This is a genomic window from Lachnoclostridium phytofermentans ISDg (assembly GCF_000018685.1).
Taxonomy (GTDB): Bacteria; Bacillota; Clostridia; order Lachnospirales; family Lachnospiraceae; genus Lachnoclostridium; species Lachnoclostridium phytofermentans.
Genome location: NC_010001.1, coordinates 350,023 through 375,915 on the forward strand (window position 1 = coordinate 350,023; position 25,893 = coordinate 375,915).

Annotated in this window: 19 protein-coding genes; 11 read left to right on the plus strand and 8 right to left on the minus strand. The window is 35.1% G+C overall.

Translation table 11 applies throughout. The features are described 5' to 3' along the window. Window positions 1–71 precede the first annotated feature (71 nt). The gene (locus tag CPHY_RS01520; protein WP_012198312.1) at window positions 72–1,283 is read left to right on the plus strand and encodes a hypothetical protein; all 1,212 of its coding nucleotides are present in this window, start codon (window positions 72–74) and stop codon (window positions 1,281–1,283) included. Between the two features lie 259 nt (window positions 1,284–1,542). After that, window positions 1,543–2,637, plus strand: a complete 1,095-nt coding sequence (locus tag CPHY_RS01525) for a zinc ribbon domain-containing protein (protein ID WP_012198313.1) — start codon at window positions 1,543–1,545, stop codon at window positions 2,635–2,637. A gap of 113 nt (window positions 2,638–2,750) precedes the next feature. On the opposite strand, the gene CPHY_RS20470 is transcribed toward CPHY_RS01525, so the two are convergent. After that, window positions 2,751–3,956, minus strand: a complete 1,206-nt coding sequence (locus tag CPHY_RS20470) for an FKBP-type peptidyl-prolyl cis-trans isomerase (RefSeq protein ID WP_012198314.1) — start codon at window positions 3,954–3,956, stop codon at window positions 2,751–2,753. A 451-nt stretch (window positions 3,957–4,407) separates the two neighbouring features. On the opposite strand from CPHY_RS20470, the gene CPHY_RS01535 reads away from it, so the two are divergent. The 4 genes from CPHY_RS01535 (at window position 4,408) to CPHY_RS21130 (ending at window position 8,195) form a co-directional block, all read left to right on the plus strand. Continuing rightward, on the plus strand, window positions 4,408–6,543 hold the full coding sequence (locus CPHY_RS01535; protein ID WP_012198315.1) for a methyl-accepting chemotaxis protein: 2,136 nt from the start codon (window positions 4,408–4,410) through the stop codon (window positions 6,541–6,543). Window positions 6,544–6,826: 283 nt separating this feature from the next. Beyond that, entirely contained in the window at window positions 6,827–7,354 is a 528-nt protein-coding gene (locus tag CPHY_RS01540) for a methylated-DNA--[protein]-cysteine S-methyltransferase (RefSeq protein ID WP_012198316.1), read from the plus strand. Between the two features lie 101 nt (window positions 7,355–7,455). Next, a complete protein-coding gene (locus CPHY_RS01545) occupies window positions 7,456–8,010 on the plus strand; it encodes a GNAT family N-acetyltransferase (protein ID WP_012198317.1) in 555 nt (184 codons plus the stop codon). Window positions 8,011–8,093: 83 nt separating this feature from the next. Beyond that, window positions 8,094–8,195, plus strand: coding sequence for a helix-turn-helix domain-containing protein (locus CPHY_RS21130; RefSeq protein ID WP_081428465.1), 102 nt, complete (start codon window positions 8,094–8,096; stop codon window positions 8,193–8,195). Window positions 8,196–8,254: 59 nt separating this feature from the next. On the opposite strand, the gene CPHY_RS01550 is transcribed toward CPHY_RS21130, so the two are convergent. Genes CPHY_RS01550 through CPHY_RS01565 form a run of 4 tightly spaced genes read right to left on the minus strand, consistent with a single transcriptional unit; the run spans window position 8,255 to window position 12,561 of the window. Continuing rightward, a complete protein-coding gene (locus CPHY_RS01550) occupies window positions 8,255–9,409 on the minus strand; it encodes a glycoside hydrolase family 88 protein (protein WP_012198318.1) in 1,155 nt (384 codons plus the stop codon). An 11-nt stretch (window positions 9,410–9,420) separates the two neighbouring features. Next, window positions 9,421–10,251: a carbohydrate ABC transporter permease gene (locus CPHY_RS01555; RefSeq protein WP_012198319.1), complete on the minus strand. Its 831-nt coding sequence runs from the start codon at window positions 10,249–10,251 to the stop codon at window positions 9,421–9,423. A 14-nt stretch (window positions 10,252–10,265) separates the two neighbouring features. Then, window positions 10,266–11,159 (minus strand): carbohydrate ABC transporter permease, encoded by an 894-nt coding sequence (locus CPHY_RS01560; protein ID WP_012198320.1) that lies wholly within the window; start codon window positions 11,157–11,159, stop codon window positions 10,266–10,268. A 52-nt stretch (window positions 11,160–11,211) separates the two neighbouring features. Further along, complete coding sequence (locus tag CPHY_RS01565) at window positions 11,212–12,561, minus strand: ABC transporter substrate-binding protein (RefSeq protein WP_012198321.1); 1,350 nt, start codon at window positions 12,559–12,561, stop codon at window positions 11,212–11,214. Window positions 12,562–12,844: 283 nt separating this feature from the next. Between CPHY_RS01565 and CPHY_RS20475 the strand changes: the two genes are divergently transcribed. The 3 genes from CPHY_RS20475 to CPHY_RS01580 all read left to right on the plus strand — a co-directional run bounded on the left by CPHY_RS20475 (window position 12,845) and on the right by CPHY_RS01580 (window position 16,464). Further along, window positions 12,845–14,365 carry a sensor histidine kinase gene (locus tag CPHY_RS20475; protein ID WP_012198322.1) on the plus strand — a complete coding sequence of 507 codons (1,521 nt, stop codon included), beginning with the start codon at window positions 12,845–12,847 and terminating at the stop codon, window positions 14,363–14,365. 18 nt (window positions 14,366–14,383) lie between these two features. Next, a complete protein-coding gene (locus CPHY_RS01575) occupies window positions 14,384–15,982 on the plus strand; it encodes a response regulator transcription factor (RefSeq protein ID WP_012198323.1) in 1,599 nt (532 codons plus the stop codon). Between the two features lie 257 nt (window positions 15,983–16,239). Beyond that, on the plus strand, window positions 16,240–16,464 hold the full coding sequence (locus CPHY_RS01580) for a hypothetical protein (RefSeq protein ID WP_012198324.1): 225 nt from the start codon (window positions 16,240–16,242) through the stop codon (window positions 16,462–16,464). 90 nt (window positions 16,465–16,554) lie between these two features. On the opposite strand, the gene CPHY_RS21550 is transcribed toward CPHY_RS01580, so the two are convergent. From CPHY_RS21550 to CPHY_RS01590, 3 genes are all read right to left on the minus strand, one after another. Further along, entirely contained in the window at window positions 16,555–16,704 is a 150-nt protein-coding gene (locus CPHY_RS21550) for a hypothetical protein (RefSeq protein WP_157668637.1), read from the minus strand. Window positions 16,705–16,834: 130 nt separating this feature from the next. Then, window positions 16,835–19,081 (minus strand): DNA gyrase/topoisomerase IV subunit A, encoded by a 2,247-nt coding sequence (locus CPHY_RS01585; protein ID WP_012198325.1) that lies wholly within the window; start codon window positions 19,079–19,081, stop codon window positions 16,835–16,837. Between the two features lie 244 nt (window positions 19,082–19,325). Further along, complete coding sequence (locus tag CPHY_RS01590; RefSeq protein WP_012198326.1) at window positions 19,326–21,254, minus strand: DNA gyrase/topoisomerase IV subunit B; 1,929 nt, start codon at window positions 21,252–21,254, stop codon at window positions 19,326–19,328. A 593-nt stretch (window positions 21,255–21,847) separates the two neighbouring features. Between CPHY_RS01590 and CPHY_RS01595 the strand changes: the two genes are divergently transcribed. Both CPHY_RS01595 and CPHY_RS01600 read left to right on the plus strand, forming a co-directional pair. After that, complete coding sequence (locus CPHY_RS01595; protein WP_041703068.1) at window positions 21,848–24,787, plus strand: bifunctional glycosyltransferase/CDP-glycerol:glycerophosphate glycerophosphotransferase; 2,940 nt, start codon at window positions 21,848–21,850, stop codon at window positions 24,785–24,787. Then, complete coding sequence (locus CPHY_RS01600; RefSeq protein WP_012198328.1) at window positions 24,787–25,890, plus strand: polysaccharide pyruvyl transferase family protein; 1,104 nt, start codon at window positions 24,787–24,789, stop codon at window positions 25,888–25,890. Before CPHY_RS01595 ends, CPHY_RS01600 begins: the two co-directional genes overlap by 1 nt. Window positions 25,891–25,893: the final 3 nt, after the last annotated feature.

A 25,893-nucleotide genomic window follows, 5' to 3' on the forward strand; every position in this document is an offset into this window, starting at 1 on the left:
TATATTTCAACTGGAACTGCCTGGTCAGTGGTGCTAGGTAGAAGTGCGAAAAGAGGGATAAATATAAGGAGGTGTATTCCATCATAGAAAAGCCTTTGTGGACGAAAGAGTACGTAAATGAGCTATTTTTAAGTCGTAATACGAAGGATAAGAAACAGTTAAGAAACAGTTTACTTTATTTTTTTACAGTTACAATATTAGGAATTGGCGTTGGACTAATTACAAATAGTATTTTACTATCGGAAGAAAATTCGAAGTTTTGGCTCATTGCCATCCTTTTTACATGGTTGGATGGAATTCTATTAATTGTAATACACGAAGCAGGACATTTCGTTGGGGGAATTATAACCTCCTACCGTTTTCAATCGTTTCGTGTTTTTTCTTATTGCATAGTAAAAGAAGATAATAAATATAAGATTGAAAAACGGAAGATACCAGGTACAAGTGGACAATGCTTGATGAAGCCCCCAAAAAATTGGACCCTGGATTCGCCGTTTTTTTTGTATCATGCAGGTGGAGGAATAGCAACCTTTTTAGTATCAATGCTGTCTCTATTATTGTTTAAACTTACATCTTCACCACTGGCTCAAATTATATTTTTTATTCTCTTCGGTTATGGATTGATTTTAACCATTATTAACTTAGTACCATTACAACTACCAAGCTCAAATAATGATGGTGCAAATATATTAGCTATCAGAAGAGATAAAACGGCGAAGGAAACTTTTTTTAAGCAGCTAGAATGTAATGCATGGCTTTCTGATGGAAGAAAATTAGAGGATATCAGCGAGGATTATCTTAAACTTAGTGAGAATGCAGTATGGTCAGAACCACTAAATTATTATCTAGAATGGATATTATATAGCAAGTTTTTAAAGGAAAGAGAGTTTGATAAGGCAGAAGAGCTGCTAATGAAGATGGAGGAAGCCTATCATGATATGCTACCAAGTAAAAAGATTAGAATTGATAGTGAACGGCTATATCTATTAATAATTCGTCAGGTTGACACAGATTGCATAAATACCTTTTATAAAAATGTGGCAGATAAACTAAGGATACAGAAATTGTGCACACCAATACTTCGTACATTAATTGCTTATGAAAAATACTCAAATAATAATAATAACAATAATAATAAATGTGCGCTTGAACAATATCAAAGGATGTTTTATCGTGCAATGAAAAGTGCTGCTTGCAAGCAGGAAGCTGAAGTTGATTACATATTAACATATCAGGTGGAAGAAGCTTGTGATACGGAAAAAGGGAGTAGTGACTTAATATAATTTTAAAATAGTAGTGATTTAAACAATTTTAAAGCAGTAGTGATTTATACAATATTGTTGTAGTAATACATAGAAGGAGTAATTTTCATAATTCTATAGGATAAGGCAATGTACATACATATTTAAATCTGTGTAAATCAACTAAAAATTTACCACAAAATTATGCAAAACAATAGTCTTATGCAGAAAATAAATTAAATATTGACAAAAAATATAAAATACTTACAATTATAGTTAATATAAAATAAGGAGGATATTTATGGCATTTTGTACATCTTGCGGTAAACCAATTGAAAAGACAGCAAAATTTTGTATTCATTGTGGGGAAGTGAATAAAGCTTATGAAAACGGAAGTGCTGCTGTTATGAAACAAACACAAGATAAGCCTGTAGAAGAAAAGAAATCAAACGAGGGAAGCTACATACATCCACCAGTCAATAAGATTAAGACTATGGATGCAATCAAGGCAACCATGCCATTTATTATTGTGAAAGGTATAGTTCAGCTTATAGTAACACTGGTTATGATTGTGATGGCTATCATTGGTATTGTAATTATAACTCAGACTGGTGAGAGTGGAGTAATAGTGGTATTAATCTTAGGGGCTGCTTTTTTTGGAATTATCAAATTTGCAAAAAGATATGTGCTCTATATGATAAAGGTTGCATATATAGCAGCCTTAACATCCTACATAAAAACAGGGGAATCTCCTAAAGTACAGGGATATAGCGGTGTACTTGCTTATGGTACTAATCTAGTGAAAGATAATTTTGGTACAGCTAATGTTGGATTTGTCGCAGATGCTTTAATCTCGGGTGCGGTTCAGCAAATTTGCAAGTTCCTTTTTAAGATTGGTGATCTCTTATCCTTTATACCAGGATTGAAAAATGTAATTGATATTTTAACTTACATCATATCGGTAGCGTTGAACTTTATTGATGAGGCTATACTAAGTTATATCTTCTTCCATCAAGAAGAAAAAAATTCATGGAAAAAAGCATGTGATGCGATTGTATATTATGGTCAGAGCTGGAAGGGAATGTTTAAGGGCGCTGCAAAAGTTGCTTTTAGTATCTGGGGAGCAAGAATTGTGAGCTTTTTTATTTTCATGCTGATAGGAAAGTCATTTGCACCTACAGCGGTTGCTGTCATTATTTCCTTCCTACTGGTTTATGCCTTAGAAGCTATTTTTGTTGAACCATATATGGTTGTGGTTATGACGAAACAGTATTATGCATCCATAGAAAATCAACCTCTTAAGAGTGATTTATATGCGAAGTTTACCAAGTGCTCTAGGAAGTTTAAGAAGCTTATGGAGAAGTCGGAAAATGAAGAAGTTCCAGTGGCTGCTTAGGAGTAATGAAGCGATTTATTGAGAATAAATAAAAGCCAAGAAAAAGCACACAAACTTTTCCTTGCAATGGATATAAAAATAGAGCTGTTACGCTATGTAACAGCTCTATTTGCTTATTCTACAGTAACCATTCCTTTTACTAATTCAAGGGCTTTTATTTTTACCATCTCCTGTAGTACAAAATTCTTACCATAGGTTTCTACCTGATTATCAAAATCTTCTTTTGTTTGACCTTGAGATTCTAAGTAAGCAATATAATCGTCTGCTGTTACGGTTACACCTTCTTTTTCAAGGATTGCCTGATAGATTAAAGCAGCTTTTACTTGTTTTTCTGCTGGTTCTGCTAAGGACTTATCGTATTCTGCTTCAGACACGCCAGTATATTCTTCAAAACTATTATAAGCTGGTGCACCTAAATTTTCCATATAATATTGATTCATAGAGTTATAGTAGCTTTGATCACTAAATTTCAGAAGGCTCTTTGATAGTTTTACATACTTTTCTGGATAACTTGTTACAGTAGTATTATCTGCTAAATAGCTTACGATATAAGTATTTAAGGTACTAGCATAATTCGTATCTTTTAAGTATTTCTTGTACTCTTCAACATTCGATGCATACTCAGATAAATTCTCTTTTACAAAAGCATCTGTGAATTCAGGAACATCATAAATTCCATTAATTTTAACCTTAAACTCTGCATCTTTCCCTGCTAAATCTTTATTTGTATAGTCTTCTGGGAAAGTTACATTTACAGTCACCTCATCACCAATCTTATGACCGATTAACTGTTCCTCAAAATCATCAACAAGCTTTTTAGATCCAATTTTTAACTCATATCCATTGTCGTTTGTATTTCCACCATCAAATTCTTTACCATCAATAGTTCCAACATAGTCTATGTTAACAATGTTACCATCTGCAATAGCAGCATCAGTTTCTTTATTTAAAGTCTTTTTCGCTTCTACAGCTGTCGCAATATCTTTTGCAACAGATTCGTCGCTGTATTCTATTTCAGATAATGGCGCTTTGATTGTTTTGTAATCCACTAGGTTAAGTAAAGAGGATGCATCCACCCCATCGATAAATCCTTTGTCATTTAACTGTGCACTAAAATTACTACTAGCTGTAACTTGAGTTGCTTTACGATGAATACTATATCCAATATAGGATACAAGACCAACACACAACACAGCGACAACGCAGATTGATACAACCTTTGATATTATGGCATTTCGCTTCATTTGTTCAATTTCTTTTTTTCGAGCTATTTTTCTTGCCTTGCTCATACTCATTACGGATTCTTTTTCTTTTTCCATGTTATCCTCCCTTTATGCTTCCCTTCATACACGGACTCCCCTTCTGGCTTTTTAAGAATCGGGACAAGGTATGAAATACTTGTACTTGTCATTATACCAAAAATTTATGTATGATGTGTGAATTTTTTATAACAAATTTTATAAGAATGTCTTTAAATGTATAAAATATGAAAATACGTCATAAAGTTGGAGAAAATCAGATGTTAGTTTGGTATTTTTGAGTTTAGTTTGGTACTTTTAAAATACGGTTTATCAAAATAAATTGGATATAAAATCCAGAAAGCAACAAAAATTATAAATATAAGTGTAATTTATGATATAAACACCCAAGTTATGTAAAAATATATAAAAATTAAAAAAATATGGTAAAAAGTAAGTGAAATATTTGATGTTTTGTGTTATATTAAAATATATTAAAATTATACTAAATCTATTAGAGAAAGGATCGTATATGAAACGAAAGATGGTGGAGAAATTAAGTCACAAGAGCTTGGCGAAAAGGATTTCCTTTCTGGTTACTAAACTTTTAGCTGTCGTATTTATTTTATTTATTGTGGTATCCTCATTGATTTCTGGTCTATCAATTGAAAAATCTATAAGAGGTGAAGTTTCTGTATTATCAGAAAAAAATGCACTAAAGGTGCAAGGGATATTTGATGATGCAAGTAGCGTTGCAGACATTATTTTAACCTATGTGGAAAAACAATATGTTCATGATTCGACATTATCGGCCCAAGAGAAGTTACCGATCTATCAGGGACAGGTATATGATGATAAATTGACAAAGACTGATTATGAGACCGAGAAATTTATCATAGATATTGCAAAAAGTTCAATTATTAATTATCCAACAATTACTGGTGTTGGAATTATGTTTGAACCATATGAATTTAATTCTAAGATTAAAAACTATAGCATCTACATAAAGCGAGGATATCTGGAAGCAAAACCTGGGTCATATGGTGATTACGATAAATACTCCATACAACCTTATTTTACCGAGGCAAAATCTAGCTTAAAACCTGTTTTTACTGACCCTCAAGATTATAATGGAGTTACTTTTATATCTGCTGCCTATCCAATTGTTTTGGATGGAGTTTTTAAAGGGGTTATCGTTGTTGATATTGATATTGCTAATTTTAATGAGTTAGAGATTCATAATGATAATTATACTAGCATGTATAGTACTGTTTATACTCCGGATGGTTTAATAGTCTACGATAGTGAATCTCATGTAGAAGAAGGGGAAGATTTATCGAATTTCTTGGCAAGTGAAAAAGACTATAATACGATTTTACAAAAGTTTGAAGGTGAAGAAGCATTTACGATTCATACAAAACGAAAAGATGGCGGAAGCGAAACTCGATTCTTGTATCCAATCCAAGCAGGTAGTGAACGTTGGTGGGCACAGACAGCGATAAGTCAGTTGGATATGTATAAGAGTGTAATTGTTACTGTAGTTGTACTAACTGTATTTACTTTAGCAGGGCTTCTTGTCATTGTTTTCTTAGTGTCAAGAGCGATGAAAAAGAGGTTAGCACCGATTCAAGGGATTGTCAATTCTGCTGAAAAAATAGCAAAAGGCGAATTTGATATTGTAGCGGAGTATAAGGAGGATGATGAGATTGGAAAGCTAGCCAGATCATTTGCCAATACAGCAAATACGCTAAATCTCATTATTGATGATATCAATTATTTACTTAATGAAATGGCAAGCGGAAACTTTGTAATTGAATCCTCCTGTACAGAGAACTATGTTGGTGGATTTCAGCCAATTCTAAAATCAGTGGGGCATATTAATCGTCAATTAAGTAACACGTTACATGAAATTAACGAGGCAGCTGATCAGGTAGCAACGGCTTCTAGCGCAATGGCGGATGGTTCAAGTTCTTTGGCCGAAGGATGTACAGACCAAGCAAGTTCCGTAGAGGAGTTGGTTGCAACAATAACAAGTTTGGAAAATGATATTGATGAGAATACAAATAAAACAATAGAAGCTAGTAAGAAGATGCAACTAATTGGTGAAACAGCTCAGGAAAGCGGAGCTAAGATGAATGAATTGACACTCGCTATGGAGAAAATAAGCCAAAGCTCTGGACAGATTGCTGAAATTATTACTACGATTGAAGGCATTGCAGAGCAAACAAATCTATTATCCTTAAATGCAGCCATCGAAGCAGCAAGAGCTGGTGAAGCTGGTAGAGGATTTACTGTTGTGGCAGAGGAGATTCGAAAGTTAGCAAATCAAAGTGCTCTAGCAGTTCAATCAACAAGAGAATTAATAGTAACAGCGCTTAGCGAGATAGAAAGTGGAAATGAAATCACTAGCCAGACCAGTGAATCATTACAACAAGTAGAGGTTGGAGTTAAAGAAGCAATTGCATTAGCAGAAGGCTCCAAGGACGCTTCTATATCACAAGCACAAGCAATGAGAGAAATAACCTCTGTCGTAGAACAGATATCCGTTGTTGTGCAGAATAACTCTGCTACAGCAGAAGAAAGCTCCGCAACAAGCGAGGAACTCTCAGCGCAAGCACAAACATTGGCGGACTTAGTTGGTAGATTTAAGCTTCGAGAAGACTTATAAAGTATTTTTGGAGTAAAATGAGTTAAGTAATTATTAAAAATAAGATGTGATAGCAAGTTTTGTAAACACATCATAAAGGCAGGAATAAACGGATTACCGTTTTTCCTGCCTTTTTCTGATGATGGAAAGTTAGAGAAGCATTCCTTATAGTGGTGAGGATACTTTAGGTTCTTGTTGCTATTTAAATAGATATTATTCTATAATAATAGGTATACAAGGTTTGTAATTTAATATTAAATAGAATGTAATATAGAATTCGTTACAGTAGGAATTGGGGGATTATATGAAAAATGTATTTTACTACAATACAATGATAGGAAAATTACGCATCGAGGAAGAAGATAATTTTATCATTGGGGTATCAAGCTCTGATGGAGATAAGACAGATCAGATAAAGGAAAAACAGATAAGGGAAACAGAACAGATAAATGAGGCAGAACAGGTTAAGGAATCAGATCTGATAAAAAGAACCTATCTGCAATTAATGGAGTATTTTGAAGGAAAGAGAACCACTTTCGATGTGCCAATCCGATTAGACGGTACTAGTTTTCAAACAAAAGTTTGGGAAGAACTAAGGAAAATACCTTATGGAGAAACCAGAAGTTACGGAGAGATAGCAAAACAGGTAGGTGTGCCTAAAGGCGCACGTGCAGTAGGCGGAGCGAATCATAATAATCCAGTTCTAATTATTGTACCTTGCCATCGGGTGATAGGTTCTAGCGGTGCATTAGTTGGTTTTGGAGCAGGTATCCCTGTAAAAGAGTTGTTATTAAAGCTAGAAAATCAAGAAAGTGAAAATATATTAAGCTAAAAAGGGATTGGTATATTTGGAGATGCAAGTGCAAGGAATCTATTGCATTTATTTTATACAGCTCGAATCAATTCCTAGTAATAACAGAAAGGAAGACACCAATGACAGAAGAATTAGTAATCCGCATGGCAACAATTTTAGATGCTCCAAAGCTACTAGAAATTTATGCACCTTATGTAAGAGAAACAGCGATCACATTTGAATATACGGTTCCAACGGTTCAAGAATTTGAATCAAGAATCGCAAAAATCTTGACTCGTTATCCTTATTTGGTTGCAGAAAAAGAGGGAGAGATATTAGGATATGCCTATGTGTCATCTTTTAAGGAGCGGGCTGCTTATGATTGGGCGGTAGAAACAACAATTTATATAAATCAAAATCAAAGAGGCAGTGGTGTCGGTAAAAGGTTATATTTAAAGTTAGAGGAGATTGTGAAAAGGCAAAATATTATAAATATGAATGCTTGTATCGCATATCCAAATCCGGGTAGTATAGCTTTCCATGAGCATCTTGGATATAAAACAGTGGCACATTTTACAAAGTGCGGTTATAAGCTAGATCGTTGGTATGATATGATTTGGATGGAAAAAATCTTAGAAGAACATCCAGAAAAACCAAAGGAGTTCATTCCAATCAACAAACTATTTATTGAATAAGCAACCCATGGTTGTCAATTCTGCAACGGATAGGATATGGGATAGTTGATTAGGTTCGTTTATAATAGTCTTGAGGTGATACGATGGAATTTAAAGATATATTGCAAATGATTCGAAAAGAACGAAAATTATCACAAGAGGAAGTTGCAGAAAAAATAGGAGTATCACGACAAAAAAAATCCTAGAAATGCAGCAATGGCGGAAGGCTTGCCATAACTGTTTTCTAGGATTTTTATTCTTTTTCTTACCAGTAAGTATCCCAATCCTTAAATAATCGAATTAGGAGTTCAAACCAGAAATAATCTCCCCATGTGTTACATTCATCAACTCCACGGTCAGTAACAGTATTATAAGGTGATTTCTTAGCATATACGCCGTGTAAGAGTAGGCCGTTAGATTTTCCTATATCTGCTGTATAATTTCTACTTAAGGAGCCTGCTATTTTTTTAGCTATGTCCATATAGTATTCAGCCTTATCTTTCGGTAAATATTTAGCCATTTCAAGCATACCGCAAGCTGCGATACAAGCCGCGGAAGAGTCCTTAGGTTCATCGCTTCCCTGCGCGAAATCTAAATCCCAATAAGGAACTATATCATCAGGTAATCTATTTATAAAGAAATCTGCTACTTTATAAAATAAGTCAATACAACCGCTGTCATTAGTATAGCGATAGCTTAACGCTAATCCGTAAATACCCCATGCCTGACCTCTTGCCCAAGCGGAATCGTTACGATATCCCTGAGCGGTAACTCCTCTTAACGGTTTACCGTCGATAGGATCAAAATAAAATGTATGATAAGTAGAATAATCTTCCCTCACTAAATTTTCAAGTGACGATTTTGTATGAATTAAAGCTTTTTCGCGGTAAATAGGATTACCCGTCTCTTCGCTAGCCCAGTATAACAGCGGAAGATTTAATAAACAGTCTATAATCAATCTATAGTTATCTGGTGCTCCAAGCTCTCCCCAAGCTTGAAAGAAACCGCCTTTTTCATGGAAACGTTTCATAAGGTTATCAGCCGCCAAAAGAGCCGCTTTACGTCCTGTTTCACTGGCTGTTAGTTTCCATGCCGCCACGCAGGATGGGGTATAAAGAAATCCCATATCGTGATGGTTTACATCGATCTGTTTCTCTATACGCTGTAAAAAACTTTCCGTTTGGATAAGGGCAGCTTTCTTAAATGACTCATCTCCTGTAATTTCCCATGCAAGCCAGTATTCACCGGTACAAAAGCCTGTTGTCCATTCTACATTTTCGCTTACAGGATAAAAATTGTTAATACTAGTAGAATCTTGAAATTTTTCTGTGAACTCGGATAGATTACCACGTAAAATCTCAACTGCTTTTGAAATAGAGCTCTTTAGCTCATGATTTGTAATCTCGTCAATTAAATTCAAAATAATCCCTCCTAACCTTTAACACCACTGCTGGTAACACTTTGAACGAAGTATTTTTGGAACATCATAAATACTGCAAATACTGGTATGATAGACAATACCGCTGCCGCCATGATAAGGGAATATTCAGCGGAATATTGGCCTATAAACATACGGATTCCTAAAGGTATTGTTTTTAGTTCTGTTCTGGTAAAATAAATCATCGGTCCCATAAAGTCGTTCCAAATGGTAACGAAACTCATGATAGTAAGTGAAGCTAACGCTGGTTTGGATAGCGGTAGGACAATTCGCGCATAGATTGAGTATTCGTTAAGTCCATCAATACGCGCAGCCTCCAGAAGTTCATCCGGAATAGAGATATAAAACTGACGTACTAAAAATACACCCATAGCAATAAAGCTTTGCATTAAGACATATCCTAAATGAGAATTTGTGAGTCCAAGCGTACGCATTTCAATAAACTGTGGTAACATATATACCTGCCAAGGAATAGAGATGGTAGCCACATATAAAAGAAATAGAAAGTTTCTGCCAGGAAAATGGCACTTAGCAAAGCCGTAAGCAGCAAAACTTGATGTAAATACCTGAATAATACAAACTATGATAGTAAGCTTAAACGAGTTAGTTGTAAATTTAGCAAGCGGTATTTTCTTCCAAATTGTAATATAGTTTTTCCATACAGGATTTCTTGGTATCCATTGTATTGGAATAGTAAACACGTCTTTATTCAACTTAAGCGAAGCGGAAAACATCCATACCAAAGGTAGGAGTGTAATCGCCACAATAAAAATCAATAAAACATATATAAATAGTTGCGATTTCGCACTTTTTCTTTCAACCATAATTTTAGCCCCCCTTAGTTCGTTAACTTCTTTTCAGCATGAAACTGTATTAAGGTAATGATGCTGATAATAAACAGCAGAACCATAGCAGCGGCACTGGAAACACCATAAGTTTCGGAAATAAAAGATTTACTATAAATGTAGTTTACTACTAATGTTGTAGCTTGCCCTGGACCGCCTTCAGTCATTACATAGATAAGGTCAAAGGACTTAAAGCTAGTAACAGTAAGCATCAAAACTACAAAGAAAAGAGCGGGAGTGAGAAGTGGTGCCGCGATTCGCCAAAAGTACTGACGTCTGTTTGCGCCGTCTATCGTTGCTGCTTCGTAGAGGTCTACGGGAATATCTTGTAATGCAGCAAGTAAAACAATCATGTAGTACCCCATGTATTTCCATACGGAAACGATAATAACTGCTGGGATTGCCCACTTGACTGATGCAGTCCAACCTGGAGGATTTTGTATACCAATCCATCGTAAAAATTCATTAATAGGTCCGAAATCTTTTTGAAAAAGCATATTCCATACAACGCCAACAGCTACAATACTAGCTACATACGGAAAGAATACGGCGCTGCGAAAAAAACCTCTAAATCGTAATTTATTATTAAGCAGCACAGCCAAACCCAAAGCTATAAAAGTTGTTAAAACCACAGTAAAAAATGTGTAATACATAGTACGGCTAAGGGCGTTTACAAAATTCTTGTCTTTAAAAATTGTAACAAAGTTTTTTAAACCTACAAATTTCATAGGTCCAAAACCATTCCATGAAACTAAACTTAGAACCAAGGAAAACATTACAGGTATAAAAACAAAAATAAAGAAACCAATAAAGTTTGGCAAAATAAACGAATAACCAATAAGTGCATTGCGTGTACGTAAACTAAGTTTCTTTTTTCTATTATTCATATAGCTGCTCCTTTAAAAAATGCGGCGAAACAATATCGCCGCATTTACAATATTATTGTTCCTGTATTGTCTTAGAGTTTTCAGTGAAAGCTTTAATTCCTTCGTCTATAGTAACTTCACCGAGCATGATAAGGCTGTGTTCCTCACCAAGCATCTTATCAACTTCATTTACATTATCTACGATTGGACGATCTAATACGATATTCTTAACTTGTAAAGCTTCTTTTGCACCTTCAGGCATACCTTCTAAAGATGTAACAGTATCAAGAAGTTCTGGATTAATACGAGCTGGTAATTGACCAACGGAAGCTAGATAGGAAGCACCGCTATCACCTGTCATAAATTTGATAAGCTCCCAAGCTAATTCTTTATTTTTAGAAGCTGCGTTAATTGAAATTGGAGTTGCGGAACCTACAGTGTTTCCTGCCTCTAAGCCCTCTGGATGAGGTATTGTAGCAACTCCCCAATTCACACTGCATTCACCTTTGCTTACAACATCTCTCATTGTAGCCATGAACCATGTGCCCATAGGAAGCATAGCAACAGAACCATTTTGGAATACACCTGAATAATGGATGTTTGCTGTTTTAAGTGTTGCATAATCCATAATGGTCTTGTCATCGTTTTGCATTCTTAAAGCCATCTCATAATAAGGTTTCATAAATTCGTAATCAGGACCCATAGTTGTGTTCTTTCCATCCTGTATAGCCCAGTTTTCTACTAATGCTTGCCATGTATGAAGGTGTGCACCATAAACCTTGTTTGCACCTTCACCGAAAGTTACTTTTTTAGCAAGTTCTTCGAAATCTGCCCAAGTCATATCGTTTGATGGGTAAGCAACTCCGGCTGTATCAAAGATGTCTTTGTTATAGTACAATACATAATAGTCTGTACGGAAAGGAAGACCTGGCTGAGTACCGTTAATGCTAATACTTTTATCTAATCCGTTATAGGAACTTAAGTCTACATTGTCGCGTTTTATGTATTCATTTAAATCGACAAGTTGACCCTTTTGATTCATAGATGGCATTGTAGACGCATTTTTTACTAAAATTACGTCAGCAGCAGCTCCACCGTTTAAATCGATGTTTAATTTTGTATCATAGTCAGCGGAAGGAATATCAACAATTTCCACATTAACTCCAGGATGTTGACTCATAAATTCAGCTAACATATCCTTGATATAAGGCATTTGGGTATCCACGTCCCAAGCGGAAAATGTAATACTGCCGCTAAGCTCGTTCTTTTCTGGCTCTGTGGTAGGTTTGCTTTCGCTAGAATTGTTTGTTGGGGTTGGATCAGCAGAAGAAGGCTGATTATTTTTTGTGCTACTGCAGCCTGTGAAAATAACTGAAGCTGCGAGAAGAGAACTAAGTACTTTTACTAATTTTTTATTTTTCATAAAATATCTCCTTTCGTTTAGTGGAATTTTTCAAATCCACATGTTACAATATCATTATACCTATATATTTGGCATAAAAAAACTAACAAAACAATTGAAAAATAATACAATTTATATAAATTGAATTATTTTAATAAAATATTTTTATATATATTACTATTTTAATGTTATAAAAAAAATATATATAATTGAAAGGTTTTTTTTAGTAAAATATATTAATATGTTATAATAAATGATATTTTAAAATAAATGGTATTTTAAAATAAGAATGGGTGCCCAGTTTATGAAGCATAAATTAAAAATCATATTAATGTCAGCCTTATGTATTATTACAGTCGGTGTATGTAGCAGCGTCTATTTATATAATAATCTAATGAACATTATTAGTAACAAAGAGGAAGGTATCAGCGACTTATATCTTGAAACAGTTCGCAATCAACTGAATTATAATCTTGTAGAACTGGTGGGGTTAAGCCAATGCAGAAATGATTTAGATATCTCTAAGGCTATGAGGCTTGATAAGATGTCATCATCCAAAGAAAAAAATCTTGCATTACGAGCCAGTGAAAAGCTGACCTCCTACTTATCAAACTATCGTACATGGCGATATGTTGATAAACTTATAGCGTTTAATGAAAAAGGAATATCCGTACAAGCTGCTACGCTTGGTGTAAATAGGCTTGATGATCCTGATAGGATTTTGGAACTTAATATTTTTAACAGCCTTTTACAAAGTGGGGATAAACAGATTATTAGCCTATCACCCTCCATTATAAATGGTAAAGAGTGTATTGCACTAATATGTCAGATCTATGACATTAACAATTCAAAATCGAATGGTTGGCTTTATATGGAGATAAATACCGATATTATTGCCGATAATCTGTCCAAAGATTTAGGGGTGAATCTTTATGTGGCGAAAGCGGATGGTACATATCTTTTAGGGAACCAAATTACTTCCGGAGTAGGTAAAACAATGAAAACCCATGAGATCCCGTTGTCAGTAGCTGGTCTTAAATTAATAGGTTTTAAAGAATCTATATCGACAGCTCGGAGTGTAAGTTCTGTAATTATTACAATCGTTGTAGTAGTATTAGCCGCTTTAGTGGCAGCAATTCTTATGGCAATCGTAATTATATCCTTGCTACGTGAAAGTGAGGTTTTACGTAATCAAAGGAAAAACGCCGAAATTACCATGCTTCAAAGTCAGATAAATCCACATTTTCTTTATAATACCCTGGAGTCAATCCAGTGGATGGCTAAAATTCAGAAAAACACTGGAATCGTAAAAATAACACGCTGCCTAATATCACTACTTCGTAATATGGCGAAAAGTGTGGGAGAGAAAATCAGTTTAGGAGAAGAACTTGCCCTATTGAATGATTACGTGGAATTGCAGTCGATTCGATATATGGACGCTTTTGAGGTAGTTAATAATATACCGGAGTCCTTTCATTCTTACGCAATTATAAAATTTTCTATCCAGCCTCTTGTAGAAAACGCTATTTTTCATGGGGTTGTACCTTCTGGGAAAAATGGTACAATTACGATAAATGCCATCGAGGATGGAAACGATTTGTTAATTACGGTGACGGACGACGGTATTGGTATGGAGCCACCAGAACTTAGAAAATTATCCGATCGGATGGAAAGCACGTCATCCAAAGGATTGACCGGAATAGGATTATCCAATGTAAATAACCGTTACAAGCTGTCATATGGAGAACAATACGGTCTTACATTCGAAAGTGAGAGCGGACAGTATACGAAGGTTATTATGCGGTTTCCGAAAGAAGTTGTTTAAAAGGAACGGAGTGAATATATGTATAGAGTTTTGTTGGTAGACGACGAGCCTTTAATTTTATCTGGCGTTAAATTTTTAATTGATTGGGAAAAGAATGATTGCATCCTTGCGGGGACAGCTAAAAATGGCGCACAAGCTTTGGAACTTATTGATGAGCTTAAGCCAGATATTGTGATAACAGATATCAATATGCCTATCATGAATGGCATTGAACTTTTGCGTCATACTCAGGAAAATTATCCGGCAATTGTGTTTATCATGCTGACAAATCTTGAAGAATTTGATTTGGCAAGGGAAGCTATGCGTATGAAAGCAGCAGATTATTTGACAAAGTCAATGATGGAACCCCAAATGTTAGAGAACAGCTTAACTATGGCCAAAAAAGAAGCCAAAACACGAGGTGGCTTTCTCCATGCGGAAGCAGCAGGATATTATTTGTTGGAAAATAAGCGGAAGTTATTGACCGTCGCGTCGGAGCATTTTATTTCAAAAAATGAGATTAGCAAGCATGAGTCGGCTATATTGGCGGAACATGGAATACTGGAAGGTTGGGCATGTATACTGATATGGTTCACTGCAGCCGAGTCTACCGCTATTTCCAACGATTCGGAAGAAGATACTGAAATCACTTCTTGGATGAACGAGATAGTAGAAAATTTGGCACAAAACAGCTTTTCAAATTATTTAATTCAAACAAGATTTAAAAACAAACAAAGATTTCTTTTACTTCACTGGGGGAAAAGTATAGCTGAAAATGAGAAGCAAGCGGTAATTTTCGCTAAAAGATTAAGTTCCGCTTCGGAAAATATTGCTGGATTAAAAGCTAGTGTGTTATATACAGATGTGTTCAAAAAAGAGGACAAGCGAAAGGAATGCCTGAAGCAATTATATGATTTAGATACCTATTTTTATCTAAATAAAACAATGCTTGCAGGATATCATGAAATTGGAACGACCGTATGCAATCCTTTGGGTCTTATGGGTCTTCCGAAAAAGATGGAAGTCGAATTGAATAGCTTAAGCATATCAGGTTGTAATGACATATTTACAAAGGCTATTCATCGGATAAGTGAAATACCTCATGAAAAGGAAGAGGCAATTTGGATTTGTGAAGAAATTTGCGATGTTTTAAAACGTTGGTTTTCGGAGCGAGGTGATGACATCGCTATTAATAGTATTTTTCAAAGTTATAAGGAAATCGAAATGCTTACTGCGAGAAGTCAGGTTATTTGTTGGCTGGAAAAGTTAAAGAAAGAAGTTTTGGAATGGTTAAAGCCTTTGGCGGAACATCGTAGTGATTTGGTGGATAAAGCCAAAGAATATGTACGAAATAATGTTGATAAGCGGATTACGCTTCAAGATACAGCCTCCCATGTAGGCGTCTCATTAGGCTATCTTTCCTCATTATTTAAGAAACAAGATGGGCAAAATTTTATTGACTATGTGAATAAAAGTAAAGTAGATCGGGCCTGTGAGCTTATACGTGAAGGAGGCTTAAGGCTAAATGAAATAAGTTATATGTTAGGCTTTGAAAATGCCTATTATTTTAGTAAAGTTTTTCGACGCCACGTCGGTGTAACACCGTCGGAATATCAAAATGAATTGAAAAATAATTAAATAGTGAGTATATGAGTTATAGGGTGCTAATAATTTTAGCACCCTTATTATTAGTTGTATATTTAAAAAATATTTTGATTGATAAATGCAATTTATTAAGCTATGTGCATGATTTTCTTGTATTTTCGAATACTAATTTTGAATCGCTTTTATGAAGCATTCTATTCATCTAATTATATATTTAAATTGGTAGTTGGGTGAATGGCCATTATTAACAAAAAGGTAGTTTTCTGTTTTTTGTTGAAAGGAGGGATTCTTTGAAGTCGAATCGTTTAGAGAAGTTAGATCCTAAGGTAGAAGAGCTTATGAGTACACACCCTAACTTAAGAAAAGCCCCAGCGAATATCACGAATCATGTAGAACAGGAGCCTGGTATGATGACAAAACAGGGTTCTAGCTACGGTGCAAATAATAAATGTGCACCAGATAACAATATTTTTTATGAGGATAGAAGCAATCACCTATGTAGTAAAGGCGATTAACTAGCACTCAAAAGAATCTTTATAAGTAAGGGAAAAAAGACCTCTCAAATCCGAGCTTTGTATAAAACTAGGATTAGAAAGGTCTTTTTTTTAACTTGTTACTTGTGCGCCCTTTTCCTCGTATGCTACTAGTACAACATCACTGCCAAACATATTTTTTATTTCATTTTCAAAATCAGTAATTTTTTGTTTGCAATCCTCTGTGATATTAGCCATTTGATAAGCTTCAAAATCTTTCATGAGAATCCTCCTATGTTAAGATTTACCTTAGAATTATTCTCCAATTTTTAAAGATTTATTCTATAATTGCTGCTTAAGGATAACAATGCGTTTTGATATTACTAAAATTAACTGATATTATAAACCAACATTATAAACTAGCCTTTTGCCCCTTAGCTGCACGCTTTCTATTACGGACTTTCTTAGCAGAGAGTTCTTTTCCTTGATATTCAAAGAATTCTGTTTCAGGAAGGGCAACTGTAGCAAAGGCGACTTTGTCCTTTTTCTCCAGGGTGATACCTTTCACTCCCTTACTGGTCTTCTTTAACTCGGATACCTCAGTTAATGGGAAGCCAAGTGAAAGACTGTCTTCTGTTAACAGAATAACTTTGGAATCTGGATTTGAAATGGTATGGGCACTTAAGCAAAGAACAGATACCACATGATCGGCTTCCTCTAGCTTTGTTGCAGATATCATTGCACGATTAGTTTCAAATTCGATTCCGGATACTAATTTTATAAAACCGTTTTTTGTTGTGAACAGTAATTGTGATTCAAATAAATCTTCAAATGCAATATAAAGCAGAATTTCTTCTTTATCTACCTTACATAAATTATGAATTAGGGTACCTTTGTCTTTTATTTTACATTTTGGTATCTTTTCCGCCTTTACTTGATACATGTTACCTTGTGCTGTAAAAAGGCATAATCGGTCGGTATTCTTCATTTTAACGATATGAACAAAGTCTTTTAAATTGTCCTCGGAAACACGAGAAATACTAGTATTATCGACGGATTTTGTATAGCCGAATTTGTCAATTAAGATATAAATATCTTCTACTTTGACCTCTTCTACGTATTCTGCAATTTCCATATTAGCGAGAACAGTATGTCTTGGAACGTTAAATTGCTTTTTGTATTCTTTTAAGTTACTTTTAATGACTTTAAAGAGCTCTTTTTTGTTTCCTAAAATACTCTGATATTGTTCGATACTATCCAACAAACTTTGATTCTCTTCATGTAGTCTAAGTATTTCTAAACCGATTAATTTACTTAAAGGCATTGCAAGAATAGCATCCGCCTGTCGTTCTGTAAAATCGAGTTTTGCTGCTTTTTTTCTAGAAGCCTCTGTTTTAAAATTAATTTCTGTGGTATTTCCATGAATCAAACAATCCTTTGCTTGTTTAATGGAAGAGGAGCCACGTAGAATTTCGATAATTAAATCAATTACATCCGTTGCTCGGATTAAACCATCAACGATTTCTAATCGTTTATTTGCTTTATCTAATAAGTGTTCGTATTCTTTCGTATAGAGTTCTTCTTGAAAAGAAACAAACTCACCAACCAAATTCTTTAGCTTGAATACAATTGGCTGTTGATCTTTTACTGCTAGAAGGTTTACTCCATACGTGTCTTCCATAGAGGTTTTTTTATAAAGACCATTTAATAGGTTTTCGATGTCACGGTCCTTCTTTACTTCAATTACGACACGAATACCTTCTTTTGAGGACTCGTCACGAACGTCAAAAATCTCATCAAAGACTTTATCTTTCATCAAATCTACAAGGCTTTCGACTAATTTGGTCTTATTTCCTGCTACGGTATATGGAATTTCTGTAATTACAATGTTTTTTCTACCATTGTCAGAAGCCTCGATTTCAGTCTTTGCACGAACCTTGAGACGACCTTCACCAGTTTCATAAATATTCCTAATATCTTCGCTATTAATAATTGTTCCACCAGTCGGGAAATCTGGCCCTGGTATATATTTCATTAACCCTTCGGTAGTAATATCGGGATTGTCAATATACGCTATGACACCTTCGATAACCTCACTTGGATTATGCGGTGGCATATTGGTTGCCATACCAACTGCAATACCAGTAGTTCCATTAATTAATAAATTTGGAAGCATCGCTGGTAAGACAGAGGGTTCTTTCTCACTTTCATCAAAGTTAGGTACAAATTCAACAAGTCCCTTATCAAGATGATCAAGTAAAGTCATCGCGCCATCGGATAAACGTGCTTCCGTGTAACGCATCGCGGCTGCACCATCACCGTCAATGGAACCAAAGTTACCGTGACCATCGACAAGAGGGATTTGCATTGAATAAGGCTCTGTCATATGAACGAGTGCATCGTATATGGAGCTGTCACCATGAGGGTGATATTTACCCATCGTATCGCCAACAATACGGGCACTCTTTCTGTGTGGCTTCTTTGGATCAAGTCCTAGCTCTATCATGGAATAAAGGATTCTTCGTTGAACAGGTTTTAAACCATCACGTACATCTGGTATGGCTCTAGCCATGATAACACTCATCGCATAGTTACGAAATGAGGTTTTCATTTCTTCAGAAAAATCCAACTGTATTATATTTTCTGCTTCTTTTTTCATTTTAACTCCAATCCGCATGCTCTAGCACGCATAAAATTTGGAGGTTGATAAATCATTTTCTATTTTTCAACCTAATTCCATTTCGCGTGCTTTTGCACACATATTAATTAAGATAACTCTCAATCGTGTGACTTAGCACACGGACTAATCAAGAGTTTAACAACCAGTGTATGCCATAAGTAAGAAGTTCAAAAGCTTGCTATAAGTAGTGTACTAACGTTATCTTAATGAAGTGGTATTCTACTTATATATCAAGTTTTGCATATTTTGCTTCGTCCATGATAAATGCACGACGTGGAGGTACATTATTACTCATTAGCAATGTTGTAGTTTCGTCTGCATCGACAGTATCTGTGATGGATACTTGTGCCAATACTCTTGTTTCTGGATTTAAGGTGGTTTCCCACAACTGCTCTGCATCCATTTCACCAAGTCCTTTGTAACGCTGTATATGAATTATTTTATGCTTGGTATTTTTTCTAAACTTGTCCAATTCGAAATCATTGTAGATATATTCAAACTTCTTTTTCTTCTTTCCTTCCGAAGTTTCATATTCTACACGGTATAGTGGTGGAAGTCCGCGGTAAATTTTTCCCTCCATAATGAGCTCTGGCATAAATCGATAGAAAAAGGTGAGAAGTAAGGTACTAATATGTGCTCCATCGACATCGGCATCCGTTAGGATAATAATTTTATCGTAACGCAATTTTGAGATATCAAAATCCTCGCCAATTCCACAACCAAAGGAAGCAATCATGGATTTGATTTCATTATTAACTAAGATCTTTTCCAATGTTGCTTTTTCAACATTAATGATTTTACCACGTAGCGGAAGAACTGCTTGTGTACGACGATTTCTTGCTGTTTTTACAGTGCCTCCCGCGGAATCACCCTCTACGATATACACTTCACATTCCTCTGGTTTTTTAGAGGAGCATGAAGCAAGTTTACTCTTGGTGTCAATGTCATTTAGTTGCTTTAGTACAGCGCTACGTGCTTTGTCACTGGCCTTTCTAGCCGTGTAGGAGCGCATTGAGTTTTCTAAAATAGCCTTTAAAATCTCCACATTTTTATCAAAAAATCTGGTTACTTCCCCAGAAAAAACATCTTCGACTGCACTTTTTGCATCGGTATTACCAAGTTTTGTTTTGGTCTGTCCTTCAAATTGAGGGTCAGGATGCTTTATTGATATGATGGTTACAAGTCCATTACGAATGTCCTTTCCATCAAAATTTTCATCTTTTTCTTTCAGTACGCCAAGTTCTCTTGCATATTGATTCATGACACGTGTTAGAGCGGTTTTAAATCCAGTTACTAAGGTACCACCATCAACAACGTTGATTCGGTTACAATAAGCATTAATTTGCTCTGAAAAACTATTCGTATATTGAAGCGCAACTTCAACTTCGATGTCTCCGCTCTTTCCTTCAATATAGATGGGTTCTTCGTGGATTACGGAAGCCTCTCGGTTAATATAGGAAACAAAACTTTTAATACCGAACTCTTCACAATAGGTTTTCTTAAACCCAGTATTCTGATCGTAAAATACGATGGATAAGTTCTTATTTAAAAATGCCACTTCTTTTAGTTTTTTTGTTATGGTTTCTGCTTTAAATTCTACTGTCTCAAAAATAGTTGGATCTGGATAAAAGGTTACTTTTGTGCCAGTATCAGATTTGTTACACTTTCCAACGACAGGTAACATTCCGTTCTCAAGTTCTACACATGGATGTCCGCCATGCTCATATTCATCACGATAAATTTTCCCATCTCGTCTAATTTCTACAATCATACGAGTGGAAAGTGCATTTACGACGGAAGCACCTACACCGTGAAGACCTCCGGATACTTTGTATACGGAACCTCCAAACTTACCGCCGGCATGGAGTATCGTATAGACAACTCGTGCAGTAGGTATTTTTTTTGTTGGATGGATGTCGACAGGAACTCCTCGACCATGATCTGCGATGGAAATTCCGCCATCTTTTAGTAAAGTAATCTCAAGCTGGTTGCAAAAACCCGCTAAATGCTCGTCAATACCATTATCAAGAATCTCCCATATAAGGTGGTGTAGACCTCTTGTACCAGTACTACCGATGTACATACCAGGTCGTTTCCTAACGGCTTCTAAGCCTTCCAGTACTACAATTTGACTGCCATTGTATTGCTCCATAGTAAATTCCTTTCTATTTCTATATTCCTATTACTTTTAAATATATCGAATCCTAAATCTTAATCTGTAACAATAAGAGGTAAGGTGTCATAACGAAAAAATGAGATGTGTAAACACATCCGTATCCTAGTATTATAGCATAAAACATCTGTTCTTATCAAGCAAAGTAAGTATAGTTTGTGTTTAACTAGAAAATTAATATAACCTTAATTTACCAGATATATTTCAAAAATTCTATGTTACGATTACTTAAGTGCTTTTAAAGTAAGTTGGAAGAAAAGTGTATGGCAAAGTAAGAAAGTACAAAATTTACGTTAAAATGGAAAAAATATGTAAATAATAGAAGAAAGAAACCTAATCAAAATCTAGGAAGAGTGCTTAAATGTAAGTAAAACGCCTAGATTTCCTATTGAATAAGGTTTACAAAGGTTATATAATGAATTTAATGTAAATCTTTTGTAGTATTATAGGGATGTATACAATTTTAAAATCAGAATACGACAAGCTAAAATTGTATAGGAGTAATACGAATTTCTTGCGGAAATTCGTAGTCGATAACTTAGAATAGGATTTGAAATGAGGAGGAAGTTCAATTGGCACAATGTAAGGTTAGTATAATTATGCCGGTTTATAACGTAAGTCGTTATTTACGCAACTGTTTGGACAGTATTGTTGCTCAAACCATGGAGGACATTGAACTTATCGTGGTGAATGACGGAAGTACGGATGATAGTTTAAGTATTTTAAAGGAATATGAAGTACAATATCCAGAATGGATGCATGTATATACCACAGAGAATCGTGGTGTTAGCCATGCAAGAAATTATGGTATTGAACGTGCATCTGGGGAATATCTTTTGTTTGTAGATAGTGATGATTTCGTGGAACCAGAAATTTGTGAGAAGTTATATGAAAAGGCAGCACAGGATAATAATGATGTTGTTATCTGCCGTTATAACGATGTTTATGAAAATGCAGATAGTGATATGCTAACTGTAAAACAGGGAAAAGCATTCGAAATTGTGATTGGTAGAAATTTCAATATTCATGAAACAAAATTTGAATTGACACATATTTCTCCATTCCCATGGGACAAGCTTTATCGAAGAACATTATTTGAGACTATTCGTTTTCCTGAAAAGTTACGTTTTGAAGATCTTGCGATTATGTACTGCCTAATGACAAAGGCAACGAGTATAGGAGTCATCGAAGACAGACTTTATAACTATCGTAGAGCTAGTGAAGGAAGTTTTCTAAGTAATTTTAGTGAAGGAACCTTAGATATTGTCACTTCGTTAAGACTTTTCTTGAAGCAGATGAAGGAGCAGGGCAATTATGAAGAATTTAAAGAAGAAATCGAGTACATCTGTACAAGACATCTTTTAGTTCGTTATGATGCCATTTTTGATACTGCGACAAAGGGGAAATTGGACATAAAGAAGGAAATGATTCATAACTGCGTGGACTTCTTTCATGAATTCTTTCCAAAATGGAGAGAGAATCGTTATTTACTATATACTGCATCTGGAGCATCAAGAAAAAAGATGAGAAAGTATACGAGCAGAGGAAAGATGATTCGATCAGCAACTATGTGCGAGTATACTCCAGTGTTTGTTACGAAAACCCTTCGTAAGATGAAGAAGATACAAGATAAAATAAAGAAAAAGTGGAAGAAGTTCTCGAAAGCAAAGAATAAGTTTCGCTTTATCTATAACCATATCCCTGGAATCAAGTTACTTCATCTTCCAAACGATGTTCAATATACCATGTTCTATGAAAAACTTGGTGTGAATGAAAATGATGTGCTATTTGAATCAAAGCATGGCGATGATATTGCAGGTAATATCTTTATGATGTTACAAGCTATGGGGGATGATAAGTATCGTGATTTTCACATTATGGTTACCCTAAAGGAAGAGAATATCAGCGCATACAGTGCTTTACTTGCACGCTATGGGATTGATTATGTAGATATCATTACCACGGATAGCAAGGAATATCTAAAAGTTCTTGCAACTGCAAAATATCTGATTACGGATACTAGTTTTCCACCTTATTATATCAAACGTCCTGAGCAGGTATACTTAAATACTTGGCATGGAACTCCTTTAAAGGCGATGGGACGTATTGTACCAAAGAGAGAGTATGCGCTTGGTAATGTTCAGCGTAACTTTTATTTGGCAGATTATCTTTTATATCAAAATAAATTCTCCAGAGACATTTTCGTGGAGGATTATATGCTTGCGCCTATATTTAATGGGAAAGTTATGCTATCTGGTTATCCAAGAAACTCCGCTTTCTTTAATACAGAGCGTTATGATGCAATTCGTAGTGAGCTTGGTGTAGAGGATATGCAGGTCATGGGTTATATGCCAACATGGCGTGGTTTATTAAATAAAAAGGAAAATAAAAAACAAGTCTCTGAATTAATAAATTATTTTTATGAACTGGACATGTTACTTCGTGATGACCAGGTACTTTATGTTAAGCTACATCCATTTGTAAAATCGGAAGTAAATTATGACGACTTTACACACATTGTGCCGTTTCCAGAAGAATATGAAACTTATGATTTCTTAAATGCTACGGACTTATTAATAACAGACTACTCCAGTATTATGTTTGACTATGCCGTATCGAAAAAGAAGATTATTTTATTTACTTATGATCGTGAGGAATACCTTAACGATCGAGGTATGTACTTGGATTTAAATGATTTGGAGTTTCCAATTGCGGATACCGTAGAACAGTTAGTGAAAGAAATTAAAAAAGATTCCTCATATCCAAAATTCCATGAAGAGTTTTGTAGTTTAGACTCTGCGGATACTGCGGAAGAAGTATGTGAGACCTTATTCCTTAAGAAAGAGCCAAGTTTCTCGTTAGAACCAATACAAAGAGAGAACAAGAAAAAGGTATTAATTCTTATCAGTGGACTTAGAAATAATGCAACTTCAGAGCAATTAATGGAGCGTATTAACGAACTAGATACCGATCGTTATGACGTATTCCTTTGTGCAAAAGCATCCACGATTCGTAAGGCTACTTCTGTGTTGTCTAAATTAAGAGATGAAATTAATTACATTCCGCTAATGTTTGATGTAAACTATACGATCAAAGACCGTATAGCTTGTCTTAAGTCCTTTAAATTTGGATATAGTTCTAAGAGAACAGAAGGTTTAATCCGCAGGTTAGCAGAGCGTGAGAGAGTAAAATATTTTGGAGCTATTAATTTTGATATTGTAATTAACCTATCTTCTTTGGATCAGATTTTGTTCCATATGTGCAAATCCTTTGATGGAGTGAAGATATTCAATATGAAATCATTTGAATATAAAAAATATACACAGAACAAAGACTATCGTAAGTTTATGGATTACTTCCTAAATCGTTTGGACGGTTATGATTATGTTACGGGTACTAAGCAGATTCTCAAGTTAAATCAGGCAGTATTTGAACAAAATCAGGTAAAACATCTTATTGGCCATGAGTCAAAGCTTGAATTACCAGAGTTATTAAAGGAGGTTGACAGATAATGAAGGTAGGAGTTGTAACATTTCATAGTGCACATAATTATGGTGCAAGTCTTCAAGCTTGGGCACTTCAAAAAGTATTGAAAAATCTTGGGACAGAGCCAGGTGTAATTCATTATCATCCTGAAATTATTGATAAGCTTTATGTTGCACCTAAGCTAGATACTACAAAGAAGAAACTAAAATATCTACTTAAGAAAGAGTATCGTTCCCGTATACAGACTCAGGTTTATAAAAATAAGCGTTATTCAAAGTTTATTCGTGAAAAATTTCATCTCATTGGTGATTATAAGACATATGAAGAGTTGTTAAATGCCAATTTATCTTTGGATGCATATATCACAGGTAGTGATCAGGTATGGAACAGTGATCACACGGGAGGATTTGACCCTGCCTATACTCTAGACTTTGCAAAACCTGGGGCCAAGAAAATATCTTATGCAGCTAGTGTAGGAAGAGAGTATATTTTACCGCAGTATAGAGAACAATTCCGTCAGAGTCTTGAAAGCTATACTTCAATCTCGGTTAGGGAAGCTAGTTCAAAACCAGGCATTGAAGCACTGACAGATAAGCCAGTAGAGGTTGTACTTGATCCAACCTTATTACTTGAGAGAAAAGATTATGAGGAATTAAAAAAGCCAGGAAAGTTTAAAGGCCGCTATATTTTGGTTTATATGATGGAGTCGAATAAGGAACTTGTTCAGTTTGCAAATCGTCTATCTGTTGCAATCGGTCTTCCAATTATTCAAAGAAAATTACCTGGAGTATTTCGTAATGAACTTGGATCTTATTACGAAGATACAGCTGCTGAATTTTTAGGTGAAATTGAGAATGCAGAGTATGTGCTAACAAATTCTTTTCATGCAACAGTATTCTCTTTAATATATGAAAAACCATTTATCTCCATGCTCCATACGAGTACTGGAGCAAGAACGAGCGATTTGCTTAAATCAGTAGGATTAGAGTCGCATCTGTTGTATCATATCGGAGATTTTCATGACATGAATCAATTTGATATTGAGGATGTAGAAGCGTTAAGACAGAGAATACGCGAATTAAGAGAGTCCTCTATTGACTTCTTAAAACGCGCGCTTGATAAGAAATAAGGA

What these genes read in the sequence shown, in the direction of transcription:
- CPHY_RS01525 (WP_012198313.1), top strand. Translation starts at nt 1,543, where the DNA reads ATGGCATTTTGTACATCTTGCGGTAAACCAATTGAAAAGACAGCAAAA.
- CPHY_RS20470 (WP_012198314.1), bottom strand. Translation starts at nt 3,956, where the DNA reads ATGGAAAAAGAAAAAGAATCCGTAATGAGTATGAGCAAGGCAAGAAAA.
- CPHY_RS01535 (WP_012198315.1), top strand. Translation starts at nt 4,408, where the DNA reads ATGAAACGAAAGATGGTGGAGAAATTAAGTCACAAGAGCTTGGCGAAA.
- CPHY_RS01540 (WP_012198316.1), top strand. Translation starts at nt 6,827, where the DNA reads ATGAAAAATGTATTTTACTACAATACAATGATAGGAAAATTACGCATC.
- CPHY_RS01545 (WP_012198317.1), top strand. Translation starts at nt 7,456, where the DNA reads ATGACAGAAGAATTAGTAATCCGCATGGCAACAATTTTAGATGCTCCA.
- CPHY_RS21130 (WP_081428465.1), top strand. Translation starts at nt 8,094, where the DNA reads ATGGAATTTAAAGATATATTGCAAATGATTCGAAAAGAACGAAAATTA.
- CPHY_RS01555 (WP_012198319.1), bottom strand. Translation starts at nt 10,251, where the DNA reads ATGGTTGAAAGAAAAAGTGCGAAATCGCAACTATTTATATATGTTTTA.
- CPHY_RS01560 (WP_012198320.1), bottom strand. Translation starts at nt 11,159, where the DNA reads ATGAATAATAGAAAAAAGAAACTTAGTTTACGTACACGCAATGCACTT.
- CPHY_RS01565 (WP_012198321.1), bottom strand. Translation starts at nt 12,561, where the DNA reads ATGAAAAATAAAAAATTAGTAAAAGTACTTAGTTCTCTTCTCGCAGCT.
- CPHY_RS20475 (WP_012198322.1), top strand. Translation starts at nt 12,845, where the DNA reads ATGAAGCATAAATTAAAAATCATATTAATGTCAGCCTTATGTATTATT.
- CPHY_RS01575 (WP_012198323.1), top strand. Translation starts at nt 14,384, where the DNA reads ATGTATAGAGTTTTGTTGGTAGACGACGAGCCTTTAATTTTATCTGGC.
- CPHY_RS21550 (WP_157668637.1), bottom strand. Translation starts at nt 16,704, where the DNA reads ATGAAAGATTTTGAAGCTTATCAAATGGCTAATATCACAGAGGATTGC.
- CPHY_RS01585 (WP_012198325.1), bottom strand. Translation starts at nt 19,081, where the DNA reads ATGAAAAAAGAAGCAGAAAATATAATACAGTTGGATTTTTCTGAAGAA.
- CPHY_RS01590 (WP_012198326.1), bottom strand. Translation starts at nt 21,254, where the DNA reads ATGGAGCAATACAATGGCAGTCAAATTGTAGTACTGGAAGGCTTAGAA.
- CPHY_RS01600 (WP_012198328.1), top strand. Translation starts at nt 24,787, where the DNA reads ATGAAGGTAGGAGTTGTAACATTTCATAGTGCACATAATTATGGTGCA.